General features: G+C 71.2%; 27 protein-coding genes. 12 read left to right on the forward strand and 15 right to left on the reverse strand.

The window, feature by feature from the left end; all coding sequences use genetic code 11:
- The first annotated feature begins 41 nt into the window (after window positions 1–41).
- The 4 genes from IU476_RS13505 to IU476_RS13520 all read left to right on the forward strand — a co-directional run bounded on the left by IU476_RS13505 (window position 42) and on the right by IU476_RS13520 (window position 3,205).
- A complete protein-coding gene (locus IU476_RS13505; protein ID WP_195100086.1) occupies window positions 42–806 on the forward strand; it encodes a DNA-formamidopyrimidine glycosylase family protein in 765 nt (254 codons plus the stop codon).
- Between the two features lie 161 nt (window positions 807–967).
- Window positions 968–1,144: a hypothetical protein gene (locus IU476_RS13510; RefSeq protein ID WP_195100087.1), complete on the forward strand. Its 177-nt coding sequence runs from the start codon at window positions 968–970 to the stop codon at window positions 1,142–1,144.
- Window positions 1,145–1,235: 91 nt separating this feature from the next.
- Entirely contained in the window at window positions 1,236–2,600 is a 1,365-nt protein-coding gene (gene hpnE, locus IU476_RS13515; RefSeq protein ID WP_195100089.1) for a hydroxysqualene dehydroxylase HpnE, read from the forward strand.
- Window positions 2,601–2,629: 29 nt separating this feature from the next.
- On the forward strand, window positions 2,630–3,205 hold the full coding sequence (locus IU476_RS13520) for a TetR/AcrR family transcriptional regulator (protein WP_195100950.1): 576 nt from the start codon (window positions 2,630–2,632) through the stop codon (window positions 3,203–3,205).
- Between the two features lie 9 nt (window positions 3,206–3,214).
- Here IU476_RS13520 and glpD read toward each other — a convergent pair whose 3' ends face one another.
- The 6 genes from glpD to IU476_RS13550 form a co-directional block, all read right to left on the reverse strand.
- Window positions 3,215–4,966, reverse strand: a complete 1,752-nt coding sequence (gene glpD / locus IU476_RS13525; RefSeq protein ID WP_195100090.1) for a glycerol-3-phosphate dehydrogenase — start codon at window positions 4,964–4,966, stop codon at window positions 3,215–3,217.
- Between the two features lie 135 nt (window positions 4,967–5,101).
- Complete coding sequence (locus tag IU476_RS13530) at window positions 5,102–5,266, reverse strand: hypothetical protein (protein WP_195100092.1); 165 nt, start codon at window positions 5,264–5,266, stop codon at window positions 5,102–5,104.
- A gap of 104 nt (window positions 5,267–5,370) precedes the next feature.
- On the reverse strand, window positions 5,371–6,549 hold the full coding sequence (locus tag IU476_RS13535; RefSeq protein ID WP_195100094.1) for an aminotransferase-like domain-containing protein: 1,179 nt from the start codon (window positions 6,547–6,549) through the stop codon (window positions 5,371–5,373).
- An 88-nt stretch (window positions 6,550–6,637) separates the two neighbouring features.
- A complete protein-coding gene (locus IU476_RS13540; RefSeq protein WP_195100096.1) occupies window positions 6,638–7,765 on the reverse strand; it encodes a DUF8176 domain-containing protein in 1,128 nt (375 codons plus the stop codon).
- A 77-nt stretch (window positions 7,766–7,842) separates the two neighbouring features.
- Complete coding sequence (locus IU476_RS13545; protein WP_324194051.1) at window positions 7,843–8,976, reverse strand: hypothetical protein; 1,134 nt, start codon at window positions 8,974–8,976, stop codon at window positions 7,843–7,845.
- A 265-nt stretch (window positions 8,977–9,241) separates the two neighbouring features.
- On the reverse strand, window positions 9,242–10,645 hold the full coding sequence (locus tag IU476_RS13550; protein ID WP_195100098.1) for an NAD(P)H-quinone dehydrogenase: 1,404 nt from the start codon (window positions 10,643–10,645) through the stop codon (window positions 9,242–9,244).
- A 261-nt stretch (window positions 10,646–10,906) separates the two neighbouring features.
- On the opposite strand from IU476_RS13550, the gene IU476_RS13555 reads away from it, so the two are divergent.
- Window positions 10,907–11,386: a gamma-glutamylcyclotransferase family protein gene (locus IU476_RS13555; protein ID WP_195100099.1), complete on the forward strand. Its 480-nt coding sequence runs from the start codon at window positions 10,907–10,909 to the stop codon at window positions 11,384–11,386.
- 36 nt (window positions 11,387–11,422) lie between these two features.
- Here IU476_RS13555 and IU476_RS13560 read toward each other — a convergent pair whose 3' ends face one another.
- The 4 genes from IU476_RS13560 to IU476_RS13575 all read right to left on the reverse strand — a co-directional run bounded on the left by IU476_RS13560 (window position 11,423) and on the right by IU476_RS13575 (window position 15,639).
- Window positions 11,423–12,568: a M20 family metallopeptidase gene (locus tag IU476_RS13560; protein WP_195100952.1), complete on the reverse strand. Its 1,146-nt coding sequence runs from the start codon at window positions 12,566–12,568 to the stop codon at window positions 11,423–11,425.
- Window positions 12,569–12,633: 65 nt separating this feature from the next.
- Window positions 12,634–13,809, reverse strand: a complete 1,176-nt coding sequence (locus IU476_RS13565; RefSeq protein WP_228823704.1) for a M20 family metallopeptidase — start codon at window positions 13,807–13,809, stop codon at window positions 12,634–12,636.
- Window positions 13,810–14,005: 196 nt separating this feature from the next.
- A complete protein-coding gene (locus IU476_RS13570) occupies window positions 14,006–14,710 on the reverse strand; it encodes an enoyl-CoA hydratase-related protein (RefSeq protein ID WP_195100101.1) in 705 nt (234 codons plus the stop codon).
- Window positions 14,711–14,724: 14 nt separating this feature from the next.
- Window positions 14,725–15,639, reverse strand: a complete 915-nt coding sequence (locus IU476_RS13575) for a ribonuclease Z (protein WP_195100102.1) — start codon at window positions 15,637–15,639, stop codon at window positions 14,725–14,727.
- 126 nt (window positions 15,640–15,765) lie between these two features.
- On the opposite strand from IU476_RS13575, the gene IU476_RS13580 reads away from it, so the two are divergent.
- Together IU476_RS13580 and IU476_RS36135 are read left to right on the forward strand one after the other, a co-directional pair.
- Window positions 15,766–16,545 (forward strand): purine-nucleoside phosphorylase, encoded by a 780-nt coding sequence (locus tag IU476_RS13580; RefSeq protein WP_195100103.1) that lies wholly within the window; start codon window positions 15,766–15,768, stop codon window positions 16,543–16,545.
- Window positions 16,546–16,575: 30 nt separating this feature from the next.
- A complete protein-coding gene (locus tag IU476_RS36135) occupies window positions 16,576–18,372 on the forward strand; it encodes a phospho-sugar mutase (RefSeq protein ID WP_228823647.1) in 1,797 nt (598 codons plus the stop codon).
- A 24-nt stretch (window positions 18,373–18,396) separates the two neighbouring features.
- Here the strand turns inward: IU476_RS36135 and upp are convergent, their stop codons facing one another.
- The gene (gene upp, locus IU476_RS13595; RefSeq protein WP_195100104.1) at window positions 18,397–19,020 is read right to left on the reverse strand and encodes a uracil phosphoribosyltransferase; all 624 of its coding nucleotides are present in this window, start codon (window positions 19,018–19,020) and stop codon (window positions 18,397–18,399) included.
- A 138-nt stretch (window positions 19,021–19,158) separates the two neighbouring features.
- Between upp and IU476_RS13600 the strand changes: the two genes are divergently transcribed.
- Genes IU476_RS13600 through IU476_RS13620 form a run of 5 tightly spaced genes read left to right on the forward strand, consistent with a single transcriptional unit; the run spans window position 19,159 to window position 22,625 of the window.
- The gene (locus IU476_RS13600; protein ID WP_438944009.1) at window positions 19,159–19,485 is read left to right on the forward strand and encodes a hypothetical protein; all 327 of its coding nucleotides are present in this window, start codon (window positions 19,159–19,161) and stop codon (window positions 19,483–19,485) included.
- Window positions 19,482–20,621 (forward strand): NlpC/P60 family protein, encoded by a 1,140-nt coding sequence (locus IU476_RS13605; protein WP_195100105.1) that lies wholly within the window; start codon window positions 19,482–19,484, stop codon window positions 20,619–20,621. Before IU476_RS13600 ends, IU476_RS13605 begins: the two co-directional genes overlap by 4 nt.
- Window positions 20,618–20,968, forward strand: coding sequence for a hypothetical protein (locus tag IU476_RS13610; protein ID WP_195100106.1), 351 nt, complete (start codon window positions 20,618–20,620; stop codon window positions 20,966–20,968). The genes IU476_RS13605 and IU476_RS13610 overlap by 4 nt, the downstream gene beginning before the upstream one ends.
- 16 nt (window positions 20,969–20,984) lie before the next feature.
- On the forward strand, window positions 20,985–21,332 hold the full coding sequence (locus IU476_RS13615; protein ID WP_195100117.1) for a YbaB/EbfC family nucleoid-associated protein: 348 nt from the start codon (window positions 20,985–20,987) through the stop codon (window positions 21,330–21,332).
- Between the two features lie 33 nt (window positions 21,333–21,365).
- Complete coding sequence (locus IU476_RS13620) at window positions 21,366–22,625, forward strand: SatS C-terminal domain-containing protein (RefSeq protein WP_195100119.1); 1,260 nt, start codon at window positions 21,366–21,368, stop codon at window positions 22,623–22,625.
- Window positions 22,626–22,631: 6 nt separating this feature from the next.
- Here the strand turns inward: IU476_RS13620 and IU476_RS13625 are convergent, their stop codons facing one another.
- The 4 genes from IU476_RS13625 to IU476_RS13640 form a co-directional block, all read right to left on the reverse strand.
- The gene (locus IU476_RS13625) at window positions 22,632–23,723 is read right to left on the reverse strand and encodes an adenosine deaminase (protein ID WP_195100121.1); all 1,092 of its coding nucleotides are present in this window, start codon (window positions 23,721–23,723) and stop codon (window positions 22,632–22,634) included.
- A 119-nt stretch (window positions 23,724–23,842) separates the two neighbouring features.
- Window positions 23,843–24,346, reverse strand: coding sequence for a DMT family transporter (locus IU476_RS13630; protein ID WP_195100123.1), 504 nt, complete (start codon window positions 24,344–24,346; stop codon window positions 23,843–23,845).
- A complete protein-coding gene (locus IU476_RS13635; RefSeq protein WP_195100125.1) occupies window positions 24,343–24,867 on the reverse strand; it encodes a DMT family transporter in 525 nt (174 codons plus the stop codon). The genes IU476_RS13630 and IU476_RS13635 overlap by 4 nt, the downstream gene beginning before the upstream one ends.
- A 91-nt stretch (window positions 24,868–24,958) precedes the next feature.
- Window positions 24,959–26,134 carry an ArsB/NhaD family transporter gene (locus IU476_RS13640; protein ID WP_324194052.1) on the reverse strand — a complete coding sequence of 392 codons (1,176 nt, stop codon included), beginning with the start codon at window positions 26,132–26,134 and terminating at the stop codon, window positions 24,959–24,961.
- Window positions 26,135–26,386: the final 252 nt, after the last annotated feature.

The raw sequence follows: 26,386 nt of genomic DNA on the forward strand, positions 1-26,386 counted from the left end.
CTGCGCGGCAGGGGAATTCAGCACGCGACGACTGGCCCGGCATGCCCGAGGGTGACACCGTCTACCTCGCCGCCGCGCGGCTGCGCCGGGCGCTTGCTGGAAAGATGCTGACCCGCAGCGATTTCCGCGTCCCGCGCTACGCGACCCTGGATCTGAGCGGACAGCGGGTCGAAGAGGTCGGCAGCTACGGCAAGCACCTGTTCGTCCGCACACCCTCCGTCAGCGTCCACACGCACCTGAAGATGGAGGGCGTGTGGCGGGTCTATCGCCCGGGGCAGCGCTGGACCAAGCCCGGGTTCACGGCGCGACTGGTCCTGGCCACCGAGGACGCCGAGGCGGTCGGCTTCTCCCTCGGCCTGGTCGAGGTACTGCCGCGCGCCGACGAGCACACCGCCGTCGACCACCTCGGCCCCGACCTGCTCGGCCCCGAATGGGATGCGGCCGAGGCGGTCCGGCGGCTGGCGGCGGACCCCGGCCGCCCGATCGGCCTCGCCCTGCTCGACCAGCGCAATCTCGCCGGAATCGGCAATATCTACCGCAGCGAGGTCTGCTTCCTGCGCCGCGTCCACCCCGCCACCCCGGTCGGCGAGATCGCGGATCTGCCCGGACTGGTCGCCGAGGCGCATCGGGTTCTCACCGAGGCCGCGCACCGGCCGCCGTGGCGGCCGCTGGCCTACGGCAGGCAGCGGCAGGCGTGCCGCCGCTGCGGTTCCGGGATGGTCGTCCGCATGCTCGGCGACGACACGGCCACGCGCGCCGAGCGCAGCATCTACTTCTGCCCGCGCTGTCAGCCACCACCCGACTGAGGCCCTCACGCGCCCTCCCCGAATCTCCGCCGGGTGATCGGTTGCCGCCGCGGCGCGCCGCCGCGGCGTCCGGGTTACTTTTGCCACTCGATTGCTAACGTTTCAACGACCGCGTCCGACACCCTGAGCGACCCATCGACACCGAGATCAGGAGAGGGCGGATGGCAGCGACCCTGGCCCGGCGACGCCTCGCCGGTATCGCCACCCAACTGCTCGTCGCCACGATCGCCACGGTGGCGACGATCTTGTTCTCCTGCCTGCTGCTGCAACATCACCCGCACGGCAGCGTCTCACGCCCGACCGGGCAGCCGCCCGCACCCGTCACAGCGCCGCACTGAGCGCCCTCGCCTCACGTCCTCCGCGAAACCCTTGACCCCACACCATCTCTCGCTTAACTTACATTTTGTTATTTGAGTGAGGAGGCCCGTGATGGGCGAGGACCCGCGTCGCTTCGTGGTCATCGGCGGCGGCCTGGCCGGGCTCGCCGCCGCGGCCTGGCTGGCCGAGGCCGGCACGAACGTCACCCTGCTGGAGCGGCGCGGCCGCCTCGGCGGACGCACCCAGGCCATGCGCGTCGAGCAGGTCGACGATCTCGCGGACAACGGCCAGCACGTGATCGCCAGCGGCTACGACCACCTGTTCCGCTATCTCGAGACCGTCGGCACCCGCCGGTTCGTCGCCTTCCCGCGGCAGGCGACGCTGCGCTGGCCGGACGGCCGCAAGGCGACCATGGTCACCACCGGACCGCGCGCTGTCGCCACCCTTTTCGGCGCGCATCCGACCGCGAGCCTGCTCGACCGGCTGCGCACCGCCCGCGCCACCCTGCGCCTGATCCGGCAGAGCCTGCGCCAGCCCGCCGATCTGGCGGACCTCACCACCGAACAGTGGTTCCAGCGAGTCGGCATGCCGGCCACCGCCCGCGAGGCCATCTGGGACTGGCTGGCGCTGGGCATCGCGGCCGAACCGGTGCAGCGTGAGTCGGCGAAGGTCTTCGCCGACGTCATGGCGACGGGCGTGCGCCTGGGCATCCGGAACCGCACCGCCGTCACCATCGGCTACCCCACCGTGGATCTGGACACCCTCTACATCACCGGCGCGCTCGACCTGTTCGCGCGGCGCGGCGTGGACGTCCGCTACCGCGCGGTGGCGCGCCGGATCCACCTCGCGGACGGCAGGGTCACCGGCGTGGCGCTGGCCGACGGGTCGGTCGTGCCCGCCGACGCGGTGGTGTGCGCGGTACCCAACTCGGCCGTCGGCGGCCTGCTCGACGAATTGCCCGAACACGCCGAAATCTACGCGGCCGCAGACAAATTGGGGTACACGCCGATCGTCAGCACCAACCTCTACCTGGACCGCGCGCTGGGCACCGAGGCCGAGTTCGAGGCGCTGATCGGCGGCACCGGCGTCATCGACGAGGTCTTCGACCGGCAGCGCATGCACGGCCGCGACACCGCGAACGGATGGCTGTACTGCCTGACCACCAGCGGCGCCTACGAGCAGATCCACCGGAGCAACGACGAGATCGTCGCCGAGCAGATGGCCCTGCTGCGGCGCTACTACCCCGCCGCGGCGGACGCGAAAGTCCTTGCGGGACATGTGGTCAAGATGCCCAAGGCCACCTTCTCCCAGGTGCTGGGCACGCACGCGCTGCGCCCGCCGCAGCGGACCTCGGTCCCGTCGCTGGTGCTGGCGGGCGACTGGACCGCCACCGACTGGTCGGCCACCATGGAGAGCGCCGTGCAGAGCGCCGCGCGGGCGGTGGACCTGCTGCTCGAGCTACCGTCGGGGGCGTGAGCCGCGAGCGTCCCGCCGTCAAACGCCGCATGCCGGCCGCGGATCGGCGCGCACAGCTGCTGGACCTGACCCGGGACATCGTGGCCGCCGAGGGTTTCGGCGCGGTGAGCATCGATCGGGTGGCCCGCGCCGCCGGCGTCACCCGGGCCGTGGTGTATCAGCAGTTCACCGACTTGCCCGGCCTGGTGGCCGCGCTGCTGGAACGCGAGCGCGCGATCGCGCTGGCCGGCGTCGGCAGCGTCGACCGTCCCACGCCGCCCGACGATGTGGACGCCGTCGGCCGCGGCGTGCTCGCGTATCTGCACGCCGCGCCGGTGAGCTGGCGCATCATCCTGCGCCCGCCCGACGGCGCGCCGCCCGAACTGCGCGCGCAGATCGAACTCGGTCGCGCCTATGCCCGCCGGGTCGGCGCCCGGCACCTGTCTCGATTCACCGGCCTGGCCATCGATCCGGACGGCCCCACCCAGCGAATCCTGTTGGCCGCCATCGAGGAACTGGCCCGGCTGCACCTGACGGACCCGGCCGACTACCCGGACGAGACCGTGCTGCGATACCTGCGCTCCCTGCTGGCGTGGGCGGCGAATATCGAAGCGGCACAGGGCTGATCGACACACTCAGCCCTCGGAGGGCACCGGCTCCAGGATCTCCGGCCGCGGTTCCGGCGCGGCCGCGCGCAACGCGTCGGCCGATTCGTCGTCCGGCTGGGTCTGCGACCGGATCTCCGCCTGCACCCGTGCGTTGTAGGTGTCGACCTCGCGCGTGATGTCGGCATCCGACCAGCCCAGCACCGGCGCCACCAGCCGCGCGACCTCCTCGGCGCAGTCGGCCCCGCGATGGGAGTACTCGATGGAGATGCGGGTGCGGCGGGCCAGGATGTCGTCCAGGTGCAGCGCGCCCTCGGCGGCGGCCGCGTACACCGCCTCCACACGCAGATAGGTGGGCGCGTCCGTAATCGGTTGCAGCAGTTCGGGTTTGCCCTCGGCCAGATCGAGGACGCGACCGGCCAGCGAGCCGTAGCGGTTGAGCAGGTGCTCGACGCGGTACGGGTGCACGCCGTAGGCCTCGGCCAGTTGCGGCGTCTGGTTCAGCAGCGCGAAATAGCCGTCGGCGCCCAGCAGCGGCACCTTGTCGGTGATGCTCGGCGAGACGCGCTGCGGAATGTCCTGGGCCGCGGCGTCCACCGCGTCGTAGGCCATCACGCGGTAGGTGGTGTACTTGCCGCCCGCGATGGCCACCAGCCCCGGGGCGATGCGCGCCACGGCATGCTCGCGCGACAGCTTCGACGTCTCGTCGCTCTCGCCGGCCAGCAGCGGGCGCAGCCCGGCGTACACGCCCTGGATGTCGTCGTGCGTGAGCGGGGTGACCAGTACCTCGTTCACCCGTTCCAGCAGATAGTCGATATCGGCCTTGGTCGCCGCGGGATGGGCCAGGTCGAGGTTCCAGTCGGTGTCGGTGGTGCCGATGATCCAGTGGTTGCTGCCCCACGGGATGACGAACAGCACCGAGGTCGGCGTGCGCAGGATCAGCGCGGCGTCGCTGGCGATGCGGTCGCGCGGCACCACGATGTGCACGCCCTTGGAGGCGCGCACGTGGAAGCGGCCGCGCAGGTGCGACAGGGCCTGGATCTCGTCGGTCCACACCCCCGTCGCGTTGACCACCACGTGCGCGCGCACCTCGGTGGTGCTGCCGTCCTCGCTGTCGCGCACCTTGACCCCGACCACCCGGTCGGCCTCCCGCAGGAAGTCGACCACCTGGGTGGATGTGCGCACCACCGCGCCGTAGTGGGCGGCGGTGCGGGCCACCGTCATGGTGTGCCGGGCATCGTCGACGACGGTGTCGTAGTAGGTGACCCCGCCGATCAGCGCGTCGCGGCGCAGGCCCGGCGACAGGCGCAGCGCGCCCGATCGGGTGACATGATGTTGTCCCGGAACGGATTTCGCGCCGCCCATGGTGTCGTAGAGCACCAAGCCCGACGCCACGTACGGCCGCTCCCACACCCGGTGGGTGAGCGGGTAGAGGAACCGCAGCGGCTTGACCAGGTGGGGCGCAAGGGTCTTCAGGCTCAGTTCGCGCTCGCGCAGCGCCTCGCGCACCAGGCCGAAGTCCAGCTGCTCCAGGTAGCGCAGGCCGCCGTGGAACATCTTCGACGACCGGCTCGAGGTGCCCGACGCCAGATCGCGGGCCTCCACCAGCGCGACGTCGAGGCCCCGGGTGGCCGCATCGAGTGCGATGCCGGCGCCGACCACGCCGCCGCCGATCACCACCATGTCGAAGTGGTCGGCACCGAGCCGCCGCCACGACTCCGCGCGCTGTGCGGGGCCCAGCTCACCGGTGGTCTGTCCCTGCGGTTGCGATTTCTTCGTCATAGCCCGACTCCTCCAGAACACCCGAACCTGCCGGGTCGTGGATCGATCCGCTGATGGATGAAGCTCTCGTCTGGCTGCTCGCGTACAGGCTAACTCTAATCGCGACCGTCCGGTTTTCCGGCCCCGACGGCACTCCTACTTGCAGTCCGTCGACACGCCCGGCTGGCACTGCGGGGGCGGCGGGGTGTCGGTGCAGTCGGTCGACACTCCGGGCTGACACGGCCCGGCGGCGGCGAGACCCGGTGCGGCCAGCACGGCCGCGGTCGAAAGAACCGCGGCGGCAATGAATTTGGTGATCAAGGCGAACTCCCTTTCGTCGTCGGCTCGAACGTTACGGGCGCGAGCAGACCGGGAGCAATCGTTTCCGCGTCCGGTCCGGACGGGGAAATTGTTGTGGCGGAACGTTATTCGTCGAAAGCGCGGCCGAGTCGGTCGACGGCGTCCCGCAGTGTCGCGGCATCGAAGGTGGTGAAGCACAGCCGCATCGAGTGCCGGTAGCCCGTGCCGACGGCGAAGGCCGAGCCCGGCACATACGCCACGCCGTGCTCGACGGCGCGCGGCAGCAGCTCGACCGTGTCGACATCGTCGGTGAAATCCGCCCACACGAACATTCCGCCCGCGGCGTCGGTGCTCGTGATGCGCGTGCCGAATCGGTCGCGCAGCGCGCTCACCAGGGCCTGCGCCCGCTCGCCGTAGAGGCGGCGGACCTTGTCCACATGGTCGGACAGCCAGCCCTCGTCGGCGAGCAGCTCGGTGGTGATCTGCTGGGTCAGCGCGGACCCGCACAGATCCGCGCCCTGCTTGAGCAGCTCCACGCCGCGGCACACCGCGTCCGGGGCCACCATCCAGCCCGTCCGCAGCGTCGGCGCCAGGATCTTCGACGCACTGGACAGCCGAATCACGTTGGGCGAGTAGGTCGCCACCGGATCCGGTGACGGGCGGTCGAACCACAGCTCGCCGTACGGGTCGTCCTCGATCACCCAGAAGCCGTGGCGTTCGGCGAGTTCGGCCAGTTCCCGGCGGCGCGCGGCGGCCAGGGTGACCCCGCGCGGGTTGTGGAAATTGCTCACCGTGTGCACGACGGCGGGACGCTCGCCGCGGTCGAGCAGCTCGGTCAGGGCGTCCACGCGCATGCCCTCGGCATCCAGCGGAATCCCGACCACACGCGCGCCCGCGGCCCGGAACACTTGCAGCGCACCGACATACGCGGGATCCTCGACCACCACCAGGGCGCCCGGATCCAGCAGCACCTCGCTCAACAGCGACAGCGCCTGCTGCGACCCGTGGGTGACGAAGACCTCCGCGACCGGCACCGGACGACCCAGCCGCTGCGACTCCCGGGCGGCCAGCACCTCGCGCAGCGGCCCCCACCCGGCCGACTCGGTGTACTGCAGCCGCGACCGGTCCGCCAGCGCCGACTCGGCCGCGAGCGCGATCCGATCCCGCGGCATGAGCTGCGCGTCGGGCAGCCCGCCGGCGAGCCCGATGACGTCGGGGCGCGCGGTGAGCTTCAGCAGGTCACGAATCGCCGAGCTCTGCAGACCGTCCAGGCGGCGGGCCAGCGGGGGCGTGATCGGCGACATGAGGAACCTCCGGGGGATGACGCGATATCCCCACTGTCGCACACGCCTACCCAGATTCTGAAATTAAATTCTCATATAGTGAGACGTGCTACCAGATGATCTGCCCGATCAGGGTCCGCCCGTTCACCACGACGGTCGTGATGACCTGCGCGTACAGTGCCGTGGCGCCGTCCGGGCGGTGCTCGGTGATCTCCACGTTGAAGCGATCGGGCTGGGCCGTGACGATGCGCAGGCAGTACGTGGTGCCGCGCGGAATCTGCTCGTCGATGGCCTTCTGCAGGTCGGCGGCGGGCAGCAGGTTCACCTCGGGCGCGGTGAAACTGCGGGCCAGCGTGGCGTTGCGGTCGGTGTAGTAGGCGTGCTGGAAGGCGAAGATCGCCCCGGTGCCGCTATTCGTGTCGCCCGGGCCGTTGCCGGTCGTCACATTGCCCTCGGTCTTGGTCCGGCAGTCGGCCGCACCGGACGCGGACGCGGCCGGACCGGCCGTCGGCCCGTTGTCCTGCCCGTTGTTGCGAGTGGCGAAGACGATCACGGCGGCGATCGCCACGATGACGACGAAGGCGGCGGCCAGACCGCCGATGAGCACCCCGGTGTTGCGGCTGTGCTGCTCGGGCTCGGCCTCGGTCTCGGGCCGGGGCGCGGCGAGCTTCTTGGCCAGATCGTCGTCGTCCCACAGCGAGGACGAGGACTCGCGCGACGGCGTGGGCCGCGCGGCCACCAGCTTCTTCGCCAAATCGTCGTCGTCCCAGAGGGATCCGGAGGAGCCCTGCTGCTGCGCCTGCCGCGGCACCACTCCACGCGACCCGGCCAGGGGCGGACGCGACAGATCGAGATTGGACGTGCGGCGCGGCTCGGCGGGACGCGGCTCGGGCGCACGCGGCTCGGGCGGCGCGGGCCGCGGCGGCTCCGCCGCACGGGGATCCGGCGTGCTGGTCGAATCGGGCGCACGATACTGCGGCGGTGGCGGCGGCACCGGCGGCGCGGCCGGGGCGTCGGCCGGCTGCCAGCCCATCGTGGGCCGCTCCGGCGCGTCGGCCGGGGCCCAGCCCACCGTCGGGACCTCACCGGTCGGCGGGCCGAAATCGGTCAGCGGCGGACCGAAATCACCGAGCGGAGGACCGAAATCGGACAGTGGGGGCCCGAATTCGGAATCGTCGCGGTCGCCCGCGCCCCGACGTCCCGGCTCTGCACGTCCGGCATCGTCCTCGGAGGCCATCGCCTACAGTCCCTTCCCCATGACACACGCGAAGGGCGGCCGCGAACGGCCGCCCCACGTCTCGATTTCAGCCCGGGTCAGTTCTGGACCGACCCACTCCACTGCGTGGTGACACCGACGACATTCACCGTCTGCGGAGCAAACTCGCCCTCCGGCAGCCTACCAATCTGAGCGGCCGCATCGATGGCCGCTTGGCCACCCGGCTGCATGCGAATCCAGCCCTCGACCGCCGCCTTCGCGGCATTGGCCTGGGTGGTATCGATGTAGGTCTCGTTGGTGACGTCGGCGAAGCCCGTCGCGGACTTCAGGTCGTCGATACCCGTGGTGTGGGTGTAGGTGGTCAGCTTGATCTTGTTGGCCTCGACGTACTCCACCGAGACGCCGCCGTCGCCGGTGCCGGTGGGGGTCGAGTAGCCGACCGTGCCGACATAGCCGTCGAGGTTGCTGAAGTGGTGGGTGTTGGCCACGTACCCCGGGACCAGGCCGCCGCCGTCGATGTTCGCGCCGACCTCGGTGTGCGGGCCGGCCATCGGGACCACCGGCGCGGCCGGGGCGGCCTGCAGGCTGGGCGCGTTCCAGCGCGGCTCGGCCTGCGGGGCGGGGCCGTTGTCGGTCAGCGTGTCCAGGCTGCCCTGGCCGTTGCCGCCCTGGCCGCTCTGCCCACCCTGACCGGGCTGCGCCGGGCGCGGGGCCACCTGCGACGGCTCCGGCTGCGGCTGCTCGGGCTTGAGCTGATCGGTCTGGCTGCCGTTCGGGCCGGGCTGGCCCGGCACGACCGCCGGCTGCGGCGCTTCCTGGTTGCCCTGGCCCGGCACCGGCAGCGGCGCGACGCGCGGCGCCGTCACACCGGGCTGCCGCGGCGCGGCCTGACCACCCTGGCCGCCCTGTTCGGGCTTCGGCGCGTTGGGGTTCGGGGTGGTGACGCCCGGCTGCGGCGACGTGGTGCCCGGCTGCGGGGTGGTGACACCCGGCTGGCTCGGCGTCTGGCCCTGCTGCGGCTCGGTGGTGCCGGGCTGCTGCTGGTCCTCCGGGGCCTGGACCTCGTTGGTGCCCGGCTGCGCGGGCGTGGTGGGTACCGCCGGCTCGTTGGGCGCCGCCGTGGTGGGCGCGGCCGCGGCCGTCAGGATCGTCGCGACAGCGGCCGCGGTGGCCAGTGGCAAGGACGTCGCGGCCGCCGCTCGCGTCGGCCGGCCCGGCTTACGATGTTTCACTGTCTCGCAATCCCTTTCCCGAGCGCGGCGCCCCGCTCGGGGCCGGCCGCTCTCCAGTTGTGCTCATCGATGCCCGGTCCGCTCGCACCGGCCCCAGGGGCCGTCCGCGGAGTTCCGGTTCGGGAAAGATCGATCCCCCCGCACACGAAATCAACCAACCGCCCACCAGTCACATCTCTGCGGGAAGTGAACCATACGAACAAGTTTCAGGCAACAGCAACGGAAGCACCCTCACCGGCACTGGGAAGTGCGGCATTCGCCGTGCTCAGCCCAGATCGTCGTGCCGCATCAGCTGCCGCGCGGCCTCGGTGAGCGACCCCGACAGCGAGGGGTACACCGAGAAGGTCTGCGCCAGGTCGTTGACCGTCAGATTGTTCTGCACCGCCATGGCGATCGGCAGGATCAGCTCCGAGGCGATCGGCGCCACGACGACGCCGCCGATCACCACGCCGGTGGCCGGGCGGCAGAAGATCTTCACGAAGCCGCGGCGCAGGCCCGACATCTTCGCGCGCGGATTGGTGTTCAGCGGCAGCATCACCGTGCGCGCGGGGGTATCCCCGTTGTCGATCGCGGTCTGGCTGACGCCGACCGTCGCGATCTCGGGCCGGGTGAACACCGCCGAGGCCACCGTCTTGAGCCGGATGGGCTGTACGCCCTCGCCCAGCGCGTGGTACATCGCGATGCGGCCCTGCATCGCGGCCACCGAGGCCAGCGGCAGCAGGCCGGTGCAGTCGCCGGCGGCGTAGATGCCCGGCACCGACGTCCGCGACACCCGATCCACCCGCAGATAGCCGCCCTTGCCCAGTTCGATGCCGATCCGCTCCAGGCCGAGGTTCTGGGTGTTGGGGGTGGAACCGACCGTCATCAGCGCGTGCGTGCCGGTCACCGTGCGGCCGTCGGACAGCTTCACCACGATCCCGTCGGCGGTGCGCTCGACGGCGTCGGCCCGCGCCTGCTTGAACAGCTCCACGCCGCGTTCGGCCAGCGCGTCCTCCAGCACCAGGGCGGCGTCGGCGTCCTCGCTGGGCATGATGCGGTCGCGGCTGGAGAGCACCTTCACCTTGACGCCCATCTCGGTGTACGCGGAGACGAATTCCGCACCGGTGACACCGGATCCGATGACGACCAGGGTCTGCGGCAGTTCCTTCAGGTCGTAGAGCTGCCGCCAGTTCAGGATGCGCTCGCCGTCGGGCTCGGCGCCGGGCAGCACCCGCGGGCTGGCACCGGTGGCGATGAGGACGACGTCGGCCTCGAGCACCCGCTCCGCGCCGTCGGCGAGGGTGGCGCGCACCAGGTGGGTGGCCAGTCCGGGAATCTGATCGATCAGCTGCCCGCGGCCGTTGAGGATGGTCACCCCCGCCGCCTGCAACTTGGAGCGGATATCGGAGGACTGCGCCTGCGCGAGCGTCTTGACGCGCGAGTTGACCTCGGACAGCCGCACTTGCGCCTGCGCGGGGTGCAGGGTGATGCCCAGGTCGCGGGCGCGGCGCAGATCGGTGCGCACGCCGGTGGAGGCGATGAAGGTCTTCGACGGCACACAGTCCCACAACACGCACGCGCCACCGATGCCGTCGCTGTCGATCACCGTGACCGTCGCGCCGTGCTGAGCCGCCACCAACGCCGCCTCGTAGCCGGCGGGGCCGCCCCCGATGATTGCAATGCGGGTCATGAATACCTCCGCTATCGAACTGTGCCGCCGGGATCTCCGGACGCCTTAACGTTATCCGCCCTGCTCTTCACCTGTCCGACCGCACTACTGGCGGGTACCGACTGTTCACGCGGGCGACACACAGCTATCGGCGGCACACCCGCACGGCCCGGCGCGCCCGCCTCCCGCGCGCCGCGGCCCACGCCCGCCGCACGCAGCGCGGCCGCCGAACAGAGCGGCGCGGACGAACACGGGAAAACAAAGACAAGCTACCCTTTCTAGGTGCCGATATACGCCGCCTATGGGTCCAACATGGATCCCGAGCAGATGCTCAAGCGCTGTCCGCACTCCCCGGTGTACGGAACCGGTTGGCTGGAGGGTTGGCGCCTGACCTTCGCCGGCGACGACATCGGCTGGGAGGGACCGCTCGCGACGGTGGTCGAGGAGCCGGGCTCGCGCGTGTTCGTCGTGCTGTACGACGTCTCCGCCGAGGACGAGCTGAGCCTCGATCGCTGGGAAGGCTCGGACTTCGGCATCCACAAGAAGATCCGGCTCCGCGTCACCCCGAGTCCCGGCACCGGCACCGAGCCGGTCCTGGCCTGGCTGTACGTCCTCGACGCCTACGAGGGCGGTCTCCCGTCGGCCCGCTACATCGGGGTCATCGCGGACGCCGCCGAAAAGGCCGGTGCCCCAGCCGAATACGTCCACGCCCTGCGCACCCGCAACAGCAAGAACGTAGGCCCGGGCACCTTCGGCCTCTGAGCGGGGGGCCGCACCCACCGGCGCGGCCCCGCTGTCTCAGTGCGCCCGCAGCACCAGGTTGGTCAGGGTCCGGACGCCGACGGCCAAGGCGCGCTCGTCGATGTCGAAGGTCGGCTGGTGCAGGTCCAGCTGCGGGCCCGTGCCGGACCAGACCCCCAGGCGGGCCATCGCGCCCGGCACCTCCTCGAGATACCAGGAGAAGTCCTCGCCGCCACCCGACTGCGGCGTGTCCGAGAGCGCGTCAGGGCCCAGGGCGCGGATGGCGTCCTCGAACATCCGGGTGGCGAACTCCTCGTTGACCACGGGCGGGACGCCGCGCTTGTAGTTCAGCTGATACCGCACGCCGGTCGGGGCCAGCAGGCCGTCGACGATCTCGCGGACCATCGGCTCGAGCAGCGACCAGGTGGCGTGGTCGCCGGTGCGGACGGTGCCGGTGAGCATGCCGGTCTGCGGAATCGCGTTGGGCGCCTTGCCCGCCGACACCGCGCCCCACACCATCACGGTGCTGGTGCGCGGATCGATGCGACGGCTGAGCATGCCGGGTAGTCCCGTGATCACGGTGCCGATCGCGTACACCAGGTCACTGGTCAGGTGCGGGCGCGAGGTGTGCCCGCCGGGCGAGTCCAGCACCAGCTCGACCGTGTCGGCGGCGGAGGTGATGGCGCCGACCCGGATCCCGACCCGGCCCACCTCCAACCGCGGGTCGCAGTGCAGCGCGAACATCCGCGACACGTCCTCCATCGCGCCGGCGGCGACCATGTCGATCGCCCCGCCCGGCATGACCTCCTCGGCGTGCTGGAACACCAGCCGCACCCCGACCGGCAGATCGGGCACCTCGGCCAGGGCCAGCGCGGTGCCCAGCAGGATCGCGGTGTGCGCGTCGTGCCCGCAGGCGTGCGACACACCCGGGACAGCGGAGGCGAAGGGCAGCCCGGTGTACTCCTGCAGCGGGAGCGCGTCCATGTCGGCGCGCAGGCCGATGCGCGGGCCGTCGGGGCCGATGTCACAGATCAGGCCGGTGCCGGTGGGCAGCTTGCGCGGCTCCAGCCCGGCCTTGACCAGCCAGGTCTCGACGAACTCGGTCGTGGCGAACTCGGTGCGGGACAACTCGGGGTTGGCGTGCATGTGCCGCCGGAACCCGATCAGGTCCTCCGCGTGCTCGTGCAGCCACGCCTCGACCATCGCGCGTCCGGTCGCGGGATCGGATGCGGCGTCCGCCGTCTCGGAAGCGGCCTCGCCGGTAGTGCTCACCGAATATCCTCCTGTCGCTGAATGCTGCGCTCCAACAACCTGTCTCTGTGAAATTGATCGCCCACAATCGCGATTGCGGTACGCGCCAGCGCCGTAGCGCCGTCTGTCACCGCGAGATCCGCCGACGGCGTGACGCACGCCGCGGCGAATTCCGGCTGATGTGTCACCGCGCCGCCGGCATCGATTCCGATAACCGGATGGATGCCCGGGATGACGTTGGTGACATTGCCCATGTCGGTGCTGCCCAGCGGGCGGGCTGCCTCGAGGTCCGCCGCGAGCGGCACCCGGCCCATGCCGACGATCTGCTCGCGATAGGCCCACAGTAGTGCGGGATCGGGAGTCAGCTCGGTATACGTGGGCGCCAGCGTCCGGATTTCGTGGGTGCATCCGGTTGCCAGTGCTCCCGCCTCGAAGCACGCCGATGCGCGTCGCATCAGATCGTCGAGGGATGCGGAGTCGACTGCCCGTAGGTAGTACAGCAGTTCCGCGTGTCCGGGCACGATGTTGGGGGCAACGCCGCCCGTACCGACTATACCGTGCAGTTGCTGCCCGGGGTTCAAATGCTGACGGAGCAAACCGATGGCTACCTGGGCGATCGTGACGGCGTCACCGGCGTTGCGGCCCTGTTCGGGCGCGGCGCTGGCATGGGACTCGCGGCCGTGGAACACGACCGAGACGTCGGCCAGCGCCAGCGAACGGGCGCCGACGATGTCGCACGGCCCGGGATGGACCATCATCGCCATCGCCGTGTCGTCGAACACGCCGCGCTCGAGCATCAAGACCTTGCCACCGCCGCTCTCCTCCGCCGGCGTGCCGAACACCTTGACCGTGATCCCGCACGCATCGGCCACCTCGGCCAGGCCCAGGGCCGCACCCACCGCCGCGGCGGCGATGATGTTGTGCCCGCAGGCGTGTCCGATCTCGGGCAACGCGTCGTACTCCGCGCAGATTCCCACCACCAGCTCGCCGCTGCCGTAGGTGGCGGTGAACGCGGTGTCCAGCCCGGCCACCGGTCGCTCGATCGCGAATCCGCGTTCCCGCAGCGGAACGAGGGTCTTGGCGACGCTGCGCGTCTCGGCGAAGGCGAGTTCGGGCTCGGCGTGGATGTCGTGCGACAGCGCGATCAGCGCGTCGGCCGCGGCGCCGATCGCGGTGTCGGCCGCCGCGACCAGCGCGCGGTCCGGGGACGCGGCGGACTCCGGCGCGCCCGCGTCGGGATCGAACGAGCCGACTGTTCGGTCCGAGCCGCGGTCGGAGGGGCGGGAGCCGGCGCTGCGTGGCATGGCACACAGTGTTGCACTGCGGCCGCGCACCCGCCTGCCGGGTTATCGGAGAGCGAATCCCCGGGCGCGCCGCCGGGCGCAGGTCCTAGCCGGCGGCGAACGCCAGGTTCTCCGGAGTGGTCGGCGTGGTCAGCCCGGCCAGCGCCCGGCCGTGCAGCGCCCGCTTGATGACCGGCAGGTTCGGCTTGCGGTTACCGGTCAGCGCGGCGGCCCGGGTCACGGCGGCGGCGAGCACCTTGTCGGCGTCGGCCTGCTCGTCGACGATGCCGGCCGCGATCGCGTCGGCGGCGGCGTAGCGGCGGCCGGTGGTCATCGCCTCGAGCGCGACCTGATTGCTCAGCCGCTCGGTGACCAGCGCGTTCATCGCGACGGTGAACGGCATGCCGAGATGCACCTCGGGCAGGCACCAGTAGCCGCGGTCGCCGCGCATCACCCGGAAGTCGTGCGAGGTGGCCAGCATCGCGCCGGCGCCGAAGGCGTGCCCGTTGAGCGCGGCCACGGTCGGCATGGGGAAGGTGAGCAGGCGGCTGAACATCGAGTGCACCCGGTCGAGGTACCAGTGCATGCGGTCGAGGTTGCCGAACAGCCAGTCGGTGTCCAGGCCGTTGCTGTAGAACTTGCCGGTGGACACGGTGACCAGGGCCGCCGGGCCCTCGGACGCTTCCACCTCGTCGAGCAGGCCGTGGAACTCGTCGATCCAGTCGGGGTGGAAACGGTTCTCGCTGTCGGTCTGGCCCTCGTTGCCGAGGTAGAGGACGAAGACGTCCCCGTCGCGTTCCAAGTACGGCATACGCCGAGCATAAGTTACCGGCGAGTCGGGACCGGGACGCGCATGAGATCTTCGGCCACCACCAGCTCGCCGTGGAAGTACTTGCTCGCCTCGATGCGGTGGCCGTCGAGGTCGGGGTAGCGCTGCGAGAAGTGGGTCAGGACCAGGGTGCGCACGCCCGCGGCCTCGGCCACCTGGGCGGCCTCGGCGGCGGTCAGGTGGCCGAACTCGTGCGCCAGCGCGGCGTCGGAGTCCAGGAACGTGGACTCGATGACGAGCATGTCCGCGTCCTGCGCCAATTCCTCGACCCCCGAACACATCCGGGTATCCATCACGAAGGCGAAACGCTGGCCGCGGCGCACCGTGGAGACCTCGTCGAGGGTGACGGTGCGGCCGCCCGGCAGCGCGAGCGCGCCCGCGCGCTGCAACCGGCCCACGTCCGGACCCTCGATACCGAAGGCGGACAGGCGATCCGGCAGCATCCGGCGGCCGTCGGGTTCGGCGAGCAGGTACCCGAACGTCGCCACCCGATGCGACAGCGCCACGGCCTCCAGCCGGAACGGCGCGTCCGGCAACGGAATCGGGCCGTCGGCCGGGATCGGGTGCGGGCGCAGGCCCGGATCGGGGTAGCGCGGGACGACCTGGCTCAGCCGCTCGAAATAGTCGATGTCCTCGCCCGGGAAGAAGATGTCGACCGGGTGGGTCACCCGGTCCAGATTCAGCCTGCCGAGCACGCCGGGCAGGCCCAGGCAGTGGTCGCCGTGGAAGTGCGTGAGCCCGATGCGGGTGATGCTGGCCGCGGAAACCCCCGCGTAGAGCATCTGGCGCTGGGTGCCCTCCCCCGGGTCGAACAGCAGGCCCTCGGCGTCCCATCGCAGGAAGTAGCCGTTGTGGTTGCGTTGACGGGTCGGCACCTGGCTGGCCGTCCCCAACACGACGAGTTCACGCACGGCCTCATACTGCCCTGCCGTGCCGGATGCCGCCGGGGCACGCCCGCACCCGAGCCCTCGTGGCCCCGATTCGCCGGCCGCACGGCGGCCCGGCGATCCGCGCGCGCCGCGACTATGGTGAGCCCCATGCTTGCCGAACAGGCCGCCGCGGCGATCGCCGAACGTACGGGAGTTGCGCACCACCGGGTCGCGGTGGTGATGGGATCGGGCTGGCAGGACGCGGCCGCCGAGATCGGCACGCCGACGGCCTCGATGCCGATGAGCGAGCTGCCCGGCTTCGGCGCGCCGACCGCGCAGGGCCACCGCAACGCCGTGCACTCGGTGCTGGTGAACGACACGCCGACGCTGGTGCTGATGGGCCGGCAACACCTGTACGAGGGGCACGATCCCGACCAGGTGGTGCACGGCGTGCGCACGGCCGTCGCGGCCGGCGCGCGGACCGTGCTGCTGACGAACGCGGCCGGCGGCATCCGGCCCGGCCTGCGCGTCGGCGAGCCGGTGCTGATCGGCGACCACCTCAACCTCACCGGCCGCACCCCGCTGTCGGGCGCCACCTTCGTCGACATGGTCGACGCCTGGGATCCCGCGTTGCGCACACTGGCCAGGGAGGTCGACCCGAGCCTCACCGAGGGCGTCTACGCGGGCCTGACCGGGCCGCAGTACGAGACCCCGGCCGAGATCCGGATGCTCGGCACGATGGGCGCGGACCTGGTCGGCATGTCCACGGTGCTGGAGGCGATCGCCTGCCGCGCCGCGGGGGTTCAGGTGCTGGGCATTTCACTGGTCACCAATCTGGCCGCGGGGGTCACGGGTGCGCATCTATCGCACGCGGAGGTGCTCGCCGAAGGACAGGCCGCCGCGCCGCGCCTCGGCAAGCTGCTGCGCGGCGTGCTGGAACGGCTGTAGTCCCTCGACGCGGGAAGGAAACCGCCGCTGATGCTGCGATTCGGAACGGCCGGTCTGCGGGGCCCGCTGCGCGAGGGTCCCGACGGCATGAACACGGACACCGTCGCGCGGGCGTCGGCTGGGCTCGCCGCGTGGCTGCGGGACCGGTGCCTGGGCGGTGGCCTGGTGCTCGTGGGCCGCGACGCCCGGCACGGCTCGGCGGAGTTCGCCGCCGTCACCGCGGAGGTCTTCGCCGCAGCGGGCTTCGCGGTACTGCCGCTGCCGCGACCACTGCCGACCCCCGTCCTCGCGTTCGCCGTCCGCGAGCTGAAAGCCGTTGCGGGCGTGCAGATCACGGCCTCCCACAACCCCGCCACCGACAACGGCTACAAGGTGTACCTGGACGGCGGCTCACAACTGATCCCGCCCGCCGACGCCGAGATCGAACGCTGCATCGACGCGGTGCGCGAGCCGATCGCCCGCGCCGACCCGCGCGCCACCGCCCCGGCCCCTGCCGCACTGTCCCTGCCCGTGGGCGCGGAGGTCGCCGAGATGGGCGAGGAGCTGGTACAGCGCTACCTCGCCCGAGTGGCCTCCGTGCCGCACGTCGTCGGCGGCACGGATTCATCGCTCGGATCGTCGAATACCGCTCGCCCGCAGCAGATCCCGACTGAGGGCACCTCGGAGCCCGACGGCGCGCCCGGCGGGACGGGTCGGCACACGTCCGACAGCGCGTCCACCGACGCAACGCAACCCGCGACCGACGGCACGCCCAGCGACACAGCGCAACCCGCGACCGACAGCGCCCCCGCCAGGGAGGGGCAGCCCGCGGACGGTGCGGATTCCGGGTGGTGGGCGGCTTCGGACATGTTGCGGCGCAGCGATATTCGCATCGCGCTCACGCCCATGCACGGCGTCGGCGGGGAGCTTGCCGTGAGCGCCCTACACGCGGCCGGATTCACCGATGTGCACGTCGTGGTGGAGCAGTTCGCGCCCGACCCGGACTTCCCGACCGTCGCGTTCCCGAATCCCGAGGAACCCGGTGCGGCCGATCTGCTGCTCGAGCTCGCGGACAAGGTCGACGCGGATCTGGCTGTGGCACTGGACCCCGACGCGGACCGGTGCGCGCTCGGAGTGCCCGGACCGGACGGCTGGCGGATGCTGCGCGGGGACCAGACCGGCGCGCTGCTCGCCGAGTACGTGCTGCGGTCCGCGCCCCGGGACGCACTGGCGGCCACGACCCTGGTGTCGTCGCGGCTGCTGAGCAAGCTGGCGCCCGCGCGCGGCGCCCGCTACGCCGAAACCCTCACCGGCTTCAAATGGCTGGCCCGCGCGGGCGAGGGCCTGGTCTACGCCTACGAGGAGGCGATCGGGCACTGCGTGGACCCGGCCGCGGTGCGCGACAAGGACGGCATCTCCGCGGCGGTCGCGGCCGCCGACCTCCTCGCCCGGCTGCGGGCGGCCGGGCGGACCGTGGACGACGTGCTGGACGACCACGCCCTCGAATTCGGCCTGCACGCGGGCGATCAGGTCGCGCTGCGCCTACCGGACCAGGCGGCCGCGGCCGAGGTGGTCGCGCGCCTGCGCGCCACCCCGCCCGACACCATCGCCGGAATCCCGGTCACCTGCACCGACTTTCTCCGGATCCGCGGCCGAATGCACACGGACGCAGTGGTATTCGAGGGCGAGGCGCTGCGGATCGTGGTTCGGCCCTCCGGCACCGAACCGAAGCTCAAGTGCTATCTCGAAGTCGTGCAGCCGGTTCCGTCCCGCGCGGACCTGCCCGCCGCACGGCAGGCCGCGGCGCGGCGCCTGTCGGAGCTGCGCGAATTCTGCACGGCACTCTGACATTTCGCGCGGCGCTCCGACGGTTCACCGCGGCCCGAACTGCCGGTCGCCCGCGTCACCCAGGCCCGGCACGATATACGCGTCGGCATTGAGTCCGTCGTCCACCGCGGCGGTCACCAGCCTCACCGGCATGCCGGACTTCTCCAGCGCCGCAACGCCTTCCGGAGCGGCGACCACGCACACGGCGGTGATGTCGGTGGCATTTCGGGCGGCCAGCAGCTCCAGGGTGTGGCGCATCGAGCCGCCGGTGGCCAGCATCGGATCCAGCACGAACACCGGGTGCCCGGACAGATCCTCGGGCAGCGACTCCATATAGGGCACCGGCCGGTGCGTCTCCTCGTTGCGCGCCACACCCACGAAACCGACGCGCGACTCCGGGATCAGCGCGCTGGCCGCGTCGACCATGCCCAGCCCGGCCCGCAGCACCGGCACCAGCAGCGGCGGCTGCGCCAGCCGGACCCCGGTGGTCGTCGCGACGGGCGTGGCGACCTCGAAACTCGCCACGGGTGCGGCCCGCAACGCCTCGTAGATCAGGAATCGGGTCAGATCACGCAGTGCCGCGCGGAATCCCGGATTGGGGGTGCGCGCGTCGCGCATGGTCGTCAGCAGGGTGGCGGCGAGCGGATGATCCACGATGTGCGTGCGCATGAGGGAACGATAGGGTCTCCACGGGTTCGTGGCCCGAACCCGCGGTGGATTTCCGGTCCGGTGACGGAACCGTTGCCGCGGTGCCTGCGTCGAAGTACTCGGATGCCGTAATCTGCCACCAGACCAGCACGATGGGGGATGTTGATGCACAAGATCTCGGTCGACACCGAGGGCGTCGCCGCCTACGGTGCGACAGCCGGGGGCCTGTCCGGCGAGATGGCGGCGGCAGCGGTCAGTGCGGCCGGCGCCGATCCATTGCTGCTGGGCCCCATCTTCGGACTGATCGGCGGCGATTTCGTCACCGCCTACGCCGCCGCGCACGCCGGTCACGTGGCCGGCATCGGGGAATTGTCGGCCGTGCTGGGCAGTATGGGCGCCGCCGCGGCGGGCGCCTCGAGCGCCTACGCGGGTACGGATCTCGGCCACGCCGCCGCCCTGCGCGCCACGGAGGGTGAGCTGCCGTGAGCGGCGTCATCGATCTCGACGCCCTCGCCCAGCCGATCATCGAACTGCTCACCAGCTTCGGCCACGGCGTGCTGCCCGGCGGCGGCCCGGCCGACGCGCTGCGGCAGACGTCCAGCACCCTCGACGGAATTCATCAGGCCGGCAGCGCCGGCATCAACCAGATGACCAACGCCTGGCACGGCCAGGGCGGCGACGCCGCGATGGACAAGGCGCTGAAGGTGCAGACCTCGGCGGCCTCGATCTCCGACCGCGGCCTCGACATGGCCGACGTGGTCACCCAGGCGGCCGCCGCGGTGCAGACCGGCCAGAAAGAACTGGACGGGATTCTGCAATCGTTCGTGCAGTCCGTGACGGCCCTGGGCCCGGCGGTCACCACTCCCCCGGGCCTGGCCACGGTGGTGAGTTCGGCGATCGACCACCTCGGCCAGGCCCTGAACGTGGTCACCCGCACCCGTTCCGAACTCGACACCCACACCGCCGCGATGACGGAGCTGACTCCGCCCCCGCCCACACCCTCCGCCGCCGGCACCCCGGTGGCCGCGGCCTCCGCCGCCGCCCCGATCGCGGCGAGCGGCCTGCAGCAGGCCGGTTCGGTGCTGGGCACCGTGGCCTCCACCGGCGGCTCGATGATGAGCGGCCTGATGACCACCCCGGCCTCGGCCGCCAGCCCGTCGAAGTCCAACAGCGGCACCGTCAAGCCCAATGCGCAATCCGGCGAGGGCGAGCGCGGCCGGCACGGCGGCGTCATGATCACCCTGCCCGACGGCAGCCAGGTCGAGGCGCCCAACGAGAAGGCGGCCACGGCGGTGAAGGCGGCGCTCAGCGCCCAGGGCACCCCGTACGTGTGGGGCGGCAACTCCCCCGGCTCCGGTCTGGACTGCAGCGGCCTCACGAAGTGGGCCTACGGCGAGGCCGGCGTCGACCTCCCGCGCCTGGCCGCCGACCAGAGCGCGGGCGCCACCCCGGTGAGCCCCGGCGACCTCATGCCCGGCGACCTGGCCATCTGGGACGGCCACGTCGCCATGGTGATCGGCAACGGCCAGCTCGTCGAGGCCGGTGACCCGGTCCAGACCGGCCCGATTCGAACGGAGAACAGCGGAATGGCGTTCCACGGCTTCTACAGGCCCACCTCATGACCGCGCAGCAGCCCCAGCAGATCCCGAACGTCACGGTAGCGGCCAGCAGCAACCGCGCCGGCACCATCAGCGTGCGCGCCACCGATCAGGGCATGCCCGTGGAGATCAAATTCGAGCGCAGCGAATACCGTTACGGCGCAAAGGCATTGGCCGCGGAGATCCTGCGCCTGACCAAGCGCTCGGCGATCGTCGCCAAGGCCCGCCGCCGCGAGTTGCTGGCCGAGTCCGGGATGCCCGAGGAGATCCTGGACAAGCTCGGCCTGCCCACCCGCGGCCAGGCGGTCGACGAACTGGACCGCATGGACGACGCGGATACCGGGCCCACGAGCTGGATGAGGCCGGTGTGAGGGAGGCAGCACAGTCATGAGTGCCGAGATGGACGCCCTGGTCGCGCGGGCGACCGACAAGCTGGAGGCGCTGGAGGCCGCGCTCTACGGCCTGCAGCAGGTCCGCGGCCGCTACACCGCCGAGGACGAGTCGGTGACGGTCGAGGTCGATTCGAGCGGCGCGCTGGTCGCGCTGGAACTGGCCGAGACGGTCACCTCCCGCCCGCCCGCCGAAGTCGGGCAGCTGATCATCTGGGCGTGCCAGCAGGCCGCCCAGGACGCGGGCACCCAGCGCACCGAGGTCGTGGGCAAGCTGAACGCCGCATTCGTGTCGCCCGAACCGGCATCCCCGGAATCGGGAAGTGTTGGGGGGCGGGCCGAATAGTGCCGCGGCCGTCGGGTGGATAGGCTTCCGTTCATGGCTTCTGGAGACATCGTCCCGATCGAGCTCGGCCTGACCGACGGCGATCTCGTCACCCTGTGGGCACCGCGCTGGCGAGACGGTGACGACGAGTGGGAGGCATTCCTCGGGCACGAGGACGCGCTGTACGGCTTCGAGTCGGTGGCAGAGCTCGCCGCGTTCATCCGCACCAACGATGACAACGATCTGGTCGACCATCCCTCCTGGAAGGTGGTGGCCGGGCTCTCGGCCGCCGAACTGGAGCCGGAGGAGCAGTACGTCTTCGATCTGATCGGCGTGCCGGAGCTGGCCGCGGGTGACCCCGATCCGGAGACGCTGGCGGAGCTGGAGGAGACCCTCGACATGGTCCGCACCCTCGGCGAGGTGTGCGAACTCGAGGTGGTGACCAAGTTCTTCGGCTCCCACCCGGTGCTGGGCGCGCTGCCCGCGGGCTCGAGCGCCTTCGTCGGCCGCGAGGGCGAGGAGCTGTGGGACCAGATCGGCGCCGCCATCGCGAAGGACTGGGACGCGGTGGTCGACGCGATCGATTCGGCGGTGCAGACCCCCGACGTCGACGCCGAGGCGGTGTCGGTCGCGGAGGCGGAACTGCTTGCGGCCGAGGAGAATGTCGTCGACGCCGAGGACGCCGCCGACACCGAGGACGACGACATCGAACAGGTCGACCTCGACGCGGAGGACGACTCCGACGAGGAGGAGACCGAGGAAGAGGAGACCTTCTGGCACGAGGTCGGCATCGACCCGGTCAAGATCGTCACCTCCGCCGACACCCTCTACACGCTGCGCTGTTACCTCGACGACGAACCGGTGTTCCTCGGTTCGGAGGGCACCATCACGGTGTTCACCTCCGAGCGCGCGCTGGCCCGCTACCTGGCCGACGACCACGACCACGACCTGGCCCGGGTCAGCACCTACGGCGAGGTGCAGACCGCGGCCACCGACGGCTCGCTGGAGATCGAGGTGAGCGACGAGAACGTCTACGTGCTGCCCGGCCTGGCCGACGATCTCGCCGAGGGCCCCAAGGCCGTCGACATCGACCAGCTCGACCTGGCGGTCGAATTGTTCACCGACGCAGCCGATTACGCCGGCGACGACACGGTGGAGCAGGCGCTGGCCAAGTCGACCCCGCTGGGCTGGTACGTGTCCTACCTGCTGGAGCCGGACCCGAGCCGGATGGCTCCGAGCCCGCCGTTCACGGCCGAGGCCGAGCAGTGGCGGGCCCTGGAGCAGGCCTTCGAGAACCGGCTGGAGAAGGGCTGAGCCGGTTCAGCCGAGCAGCACCGCGTAACCCGGCTTGATCACCTCGTCGATGATGCGCAGCCGATCCGGGAACGGGATGAACGCCGACTTCATCGCGTTGATGGTGAAGCGTTCCAGGTCGCTCCAGCCGTAGTCGAAGGTCTCGACCAGCTTGAGCATCTCCCGGCTCATGTCGGTGTCGCTCATCAGGCGGTTGTCGGTGTTGACCGTGACCCGGAAGCGCAGCCGGGCCAGCAGGTCGAACGGGTGCTTCTCCAGTGAGGGCACCGCACCGGTCTGCACGTTGGACGACGGGCACAGCTCGAGCGGAATCCGCTTGTCCCGCACGTAGTTCGCGACCTGGCCGAGCCGCGGTTCGCCGTCGGAGTCGAAGATGTCGTCGGTGATCCGGACGCCGTGGCCCAGCCGGTCGCAGCCGCAGAACGCGACCGCCTCGTGGATGGACGGCAGGCCGAACGCCTCACCGGCGTGGATGGTGACGTGGGCGCAGTGGGCGTGCATGTACTCGAAGGCGTCGAGGTGCCGGCTGGGCGGGTAGCCGGCCTCGGCGCCCGCGATGTCGAAGCCGCCGACGCCGCGGTCGCGGAAGCGCACCGCCAATTCGGCGATCTCCAGCGATCGGGCGGCGTGCCGCATGGCCGTGAGCAGGCAGGTCACCCGGATCGGCGTACCGGCCTCGGTGGCCAGGGCGGTGCCCTCGGCGAATCCGGCCAAGGTGTGCTCGACCACCTCGTCCAGGGTCAGGCCGCGTTCCAGGTGCTGTTCGGGCGCGAAGCGCACCTCGGCGTAGACCACCCCGTCGGCGGCCAGGTCGAGGGCGCATTCGCGGGCCACCCGCCGCAGCCCCTCGGGCGTCTGCATCACCGCGACGGTGTGGGCGAAGGTTTCCAGATAGCGCTCGAGCGATCCGCTGTCGGCGGCATCGCGGAACCACTGGCCCAGGGCATCGGCATCGTGTGCCGGTAGCTGGTCGTAGCCGCAGTCGGTGGCCAGCTCGAGCACGGTGGCCGGGCGCAGCCCACCGTCGAGATGATCGTGCAGCACGGCCTTCGGGGCCTGGCGGATCGAGGCAAGGGTCAAAGGCATCGGTCCAGTCATGTACCGACGCTATCCGTATCGGCCGGGTTCCGCAGCGGACTGCGCGTGTGTCCATCCGCTCGCTGGCATGTCGTAGCCGGAATGTCGCCCGCGTGTCGAGGAAGTGACGATTCGCGCGGTCAGTACTTCGCCATCAGATAGGACCCGGCGACGAGCAGGACGCAGCCCGCCAGACGCCGGGGACCGAGGCGGCGGCGCGGGAACCCCATCACGCCGAAGTGGTCCATGGCGGTCGCCAGCAGCATCTGCCCCGCGATGATCAGCGCGTTGAAAGTGCTGACCCCGACGCTCGAGGCGACGGTGATCATCGCGAAAATGGCCGCGCCGCCGGTCAATCCGCCGAACGGCGCCCACGGTGGCATCGCGCGCAGGTCCGCCCGCGACGGCCAGTGCCGCCGCGTCGATCGCGCCGAGGTGACGGCGAAGACGAGGCCGACGCCCGCGAGCGCCACCGCGTAGGAGATCACGCCGCACAGGAACACGTTGTGCAGGGACAGTTTCAGCGAGTTCTGGCAGCCCGCCTCCACCGAGCGCAGCGCGCCGCCGACGAGCATGAAGACGAAGACCAGGATCATGAGGCGGCGCGGGAGCGAGGCCCGGCCGGTGGTGGTCGGGGCGGTCATCGCACGCCCTCCCCCGCGAGCACCGCGGTCCGCGGTTCGGGTTGTGTCACACCGGATTCGCTGGCCATGAGGTAGACCGCCGCGGTGATCAGCACGGCGGCCAGCAGGCGCGGCGCCGTCACCTCCCGCACCTCGAAACCCATCAGGCCCAGGTCGTCCATGACCAGCGCGACCAGCATCTCGCTCACGATCACGACGGCATTGAAGGTCGCGACCCCGACGTACTTGGCGACGGTGATCATCCCGATCACCGCGACGCCGCCGATCAGGCCGCCGAACGGCGCCCACCACGGCATCGCCCGCACGTCGGCGAGCGTGGGCCAGGGCGTCTTCGCGACCACGACGGAGACCGCCAGGAACACCGAGAACCCGAGCAGCGCGACGGCGTAGGACACCACCGCGCACAGCCAGAGGTTCTTCACATGGATCTGCTGCGTGTTCTGACACCCGACCTCGACGGACCGCAGTCCGCCCGCGGCCAGGATGAACAGGAAGACCAGCCCCAGAGCGACTACACCCACAAGCACACGTCCTTCGGTCGAGCGGCGGTGTGACATGAATAATGTACCGTTAAATAACGGCACGTTGAATAGGTATCGCCGTTTCGGCTGATCAGGCCACGAACAGCAGAGCCGCTACGGCCCCGGCGGTCGCGGTGACCGCGAGCAGACAGCCGCTGACGACGAAGCGGCCCATCGGCACCCGCACGCCGTGGGTGCGGCAGAACTCCAGGCACAGCAGTGTCGCCAGCGATGCCCACGGCGTCACGATCGAGCCGATGTTGGTGCCGATCAGCAGGGCGAGCAGCTGGTCGCGGTGGCCCGGCGCGATCACCGCCTCGCCGGCGGTGTAGGCCGGAAGGTTGTTGGCCGCGTTGGACAGTCCGACGCCCGCCGCGGCGGCGCGGAACGCTCCGGCCGCGCCCGCGTCGTCGCCAATCAGGGTGTGCATCAGCGGCGAGAGTCCGAGGCGGCCCAGGGTCGGCACCACCAGGAACAGGCCGACCACGAAGACCAGGAGCCGCCACGGGAACAGCGACAGCCGCAACGACTTCCGGTCGAACACCGCGAACGCGGCGACCGCGCACAGGGCGGCCGCCAGCGCGGCGATCCCGATCGCATCGCCGAGCACCGGAATCGCGGCGATGAACAGTAGGCAGGCCGCACCGGTGAGCCAGAGCAGCGCGCGCTCGCGGCGGTCGGCGATCCGGATCGGGTCGGGCGGCAGGTAGCGGTCCACGCCGCGGCGACCGCGCCGCCAGTACCAGACCCACAGCCACAGCATGGTCGCCGCGAGCGAGACCAGCTGCGGCAGCCACATGCGCGCCGCGAACTCCGTGCCGCTCAGGCCGACTCGTTCGGCGGCCAGCAGGTTGGTCAGGTTCGACACCGGCAGCAGCAGGCTCGCGGTGTTGGCCAGCCACACGGTCGTCATGGCCAGCGGCAGCGCCGGAATGCGCGCGGGGACCGCCAAGGCCAGCAGCACCGGCGTGAGCAGCACGGCGGTGGTGTCGAGATTCAGCAGGATCGTCGTCGCGGCCGCGAAGGCCACGCACAGCACGAACAGCGCCCAGTACCGCCCGCGCCCGACGATCGCCAGGCGATACGCGATCACATCGAAAACCTTCGCCCGCCGAGCCAACTCCGCGAGCACCACCACACTCCCGAGAAACAGCAGCAGCGGCCCGATCCGCCGCATGTTCGCCGCCGCATCCGCCCGCGGCAACAACCCCGTCACCACACACAGCACCCCGGCCACCAGCAACCCCACCCGCACCCCATCGAGCACACGCGCCCCACGCCCCGCCGACTCCCCCTCAGCAGGCGCGGACTCCACAGACGCAGTACCCAATCCCTCCGACACGCGCCCATCATCCCAGCCACCCCACCCCCGATTCCTGCGCCTGGGGAGCCCGGCCCCGCACCACAGAACCCCCACGTGCAACTGACGGCCACGTCACGCCACATCCCCCCGACATGCCGACAGGCCTACGACCACCGTTATCCAGGCCGGGCCCACGGCCACCCGCCATCCGGCAGG

Origin of the sequence: Nocardia blacklockiae (genome assembly GCF_015477355.1) — a bacterium.
GTDB lineage: Bacteria > Actinomycetota > Actinomycetes > Mycobacteriales > Mycobacteriaceae > Nocardia > Nocardia blacklockiae.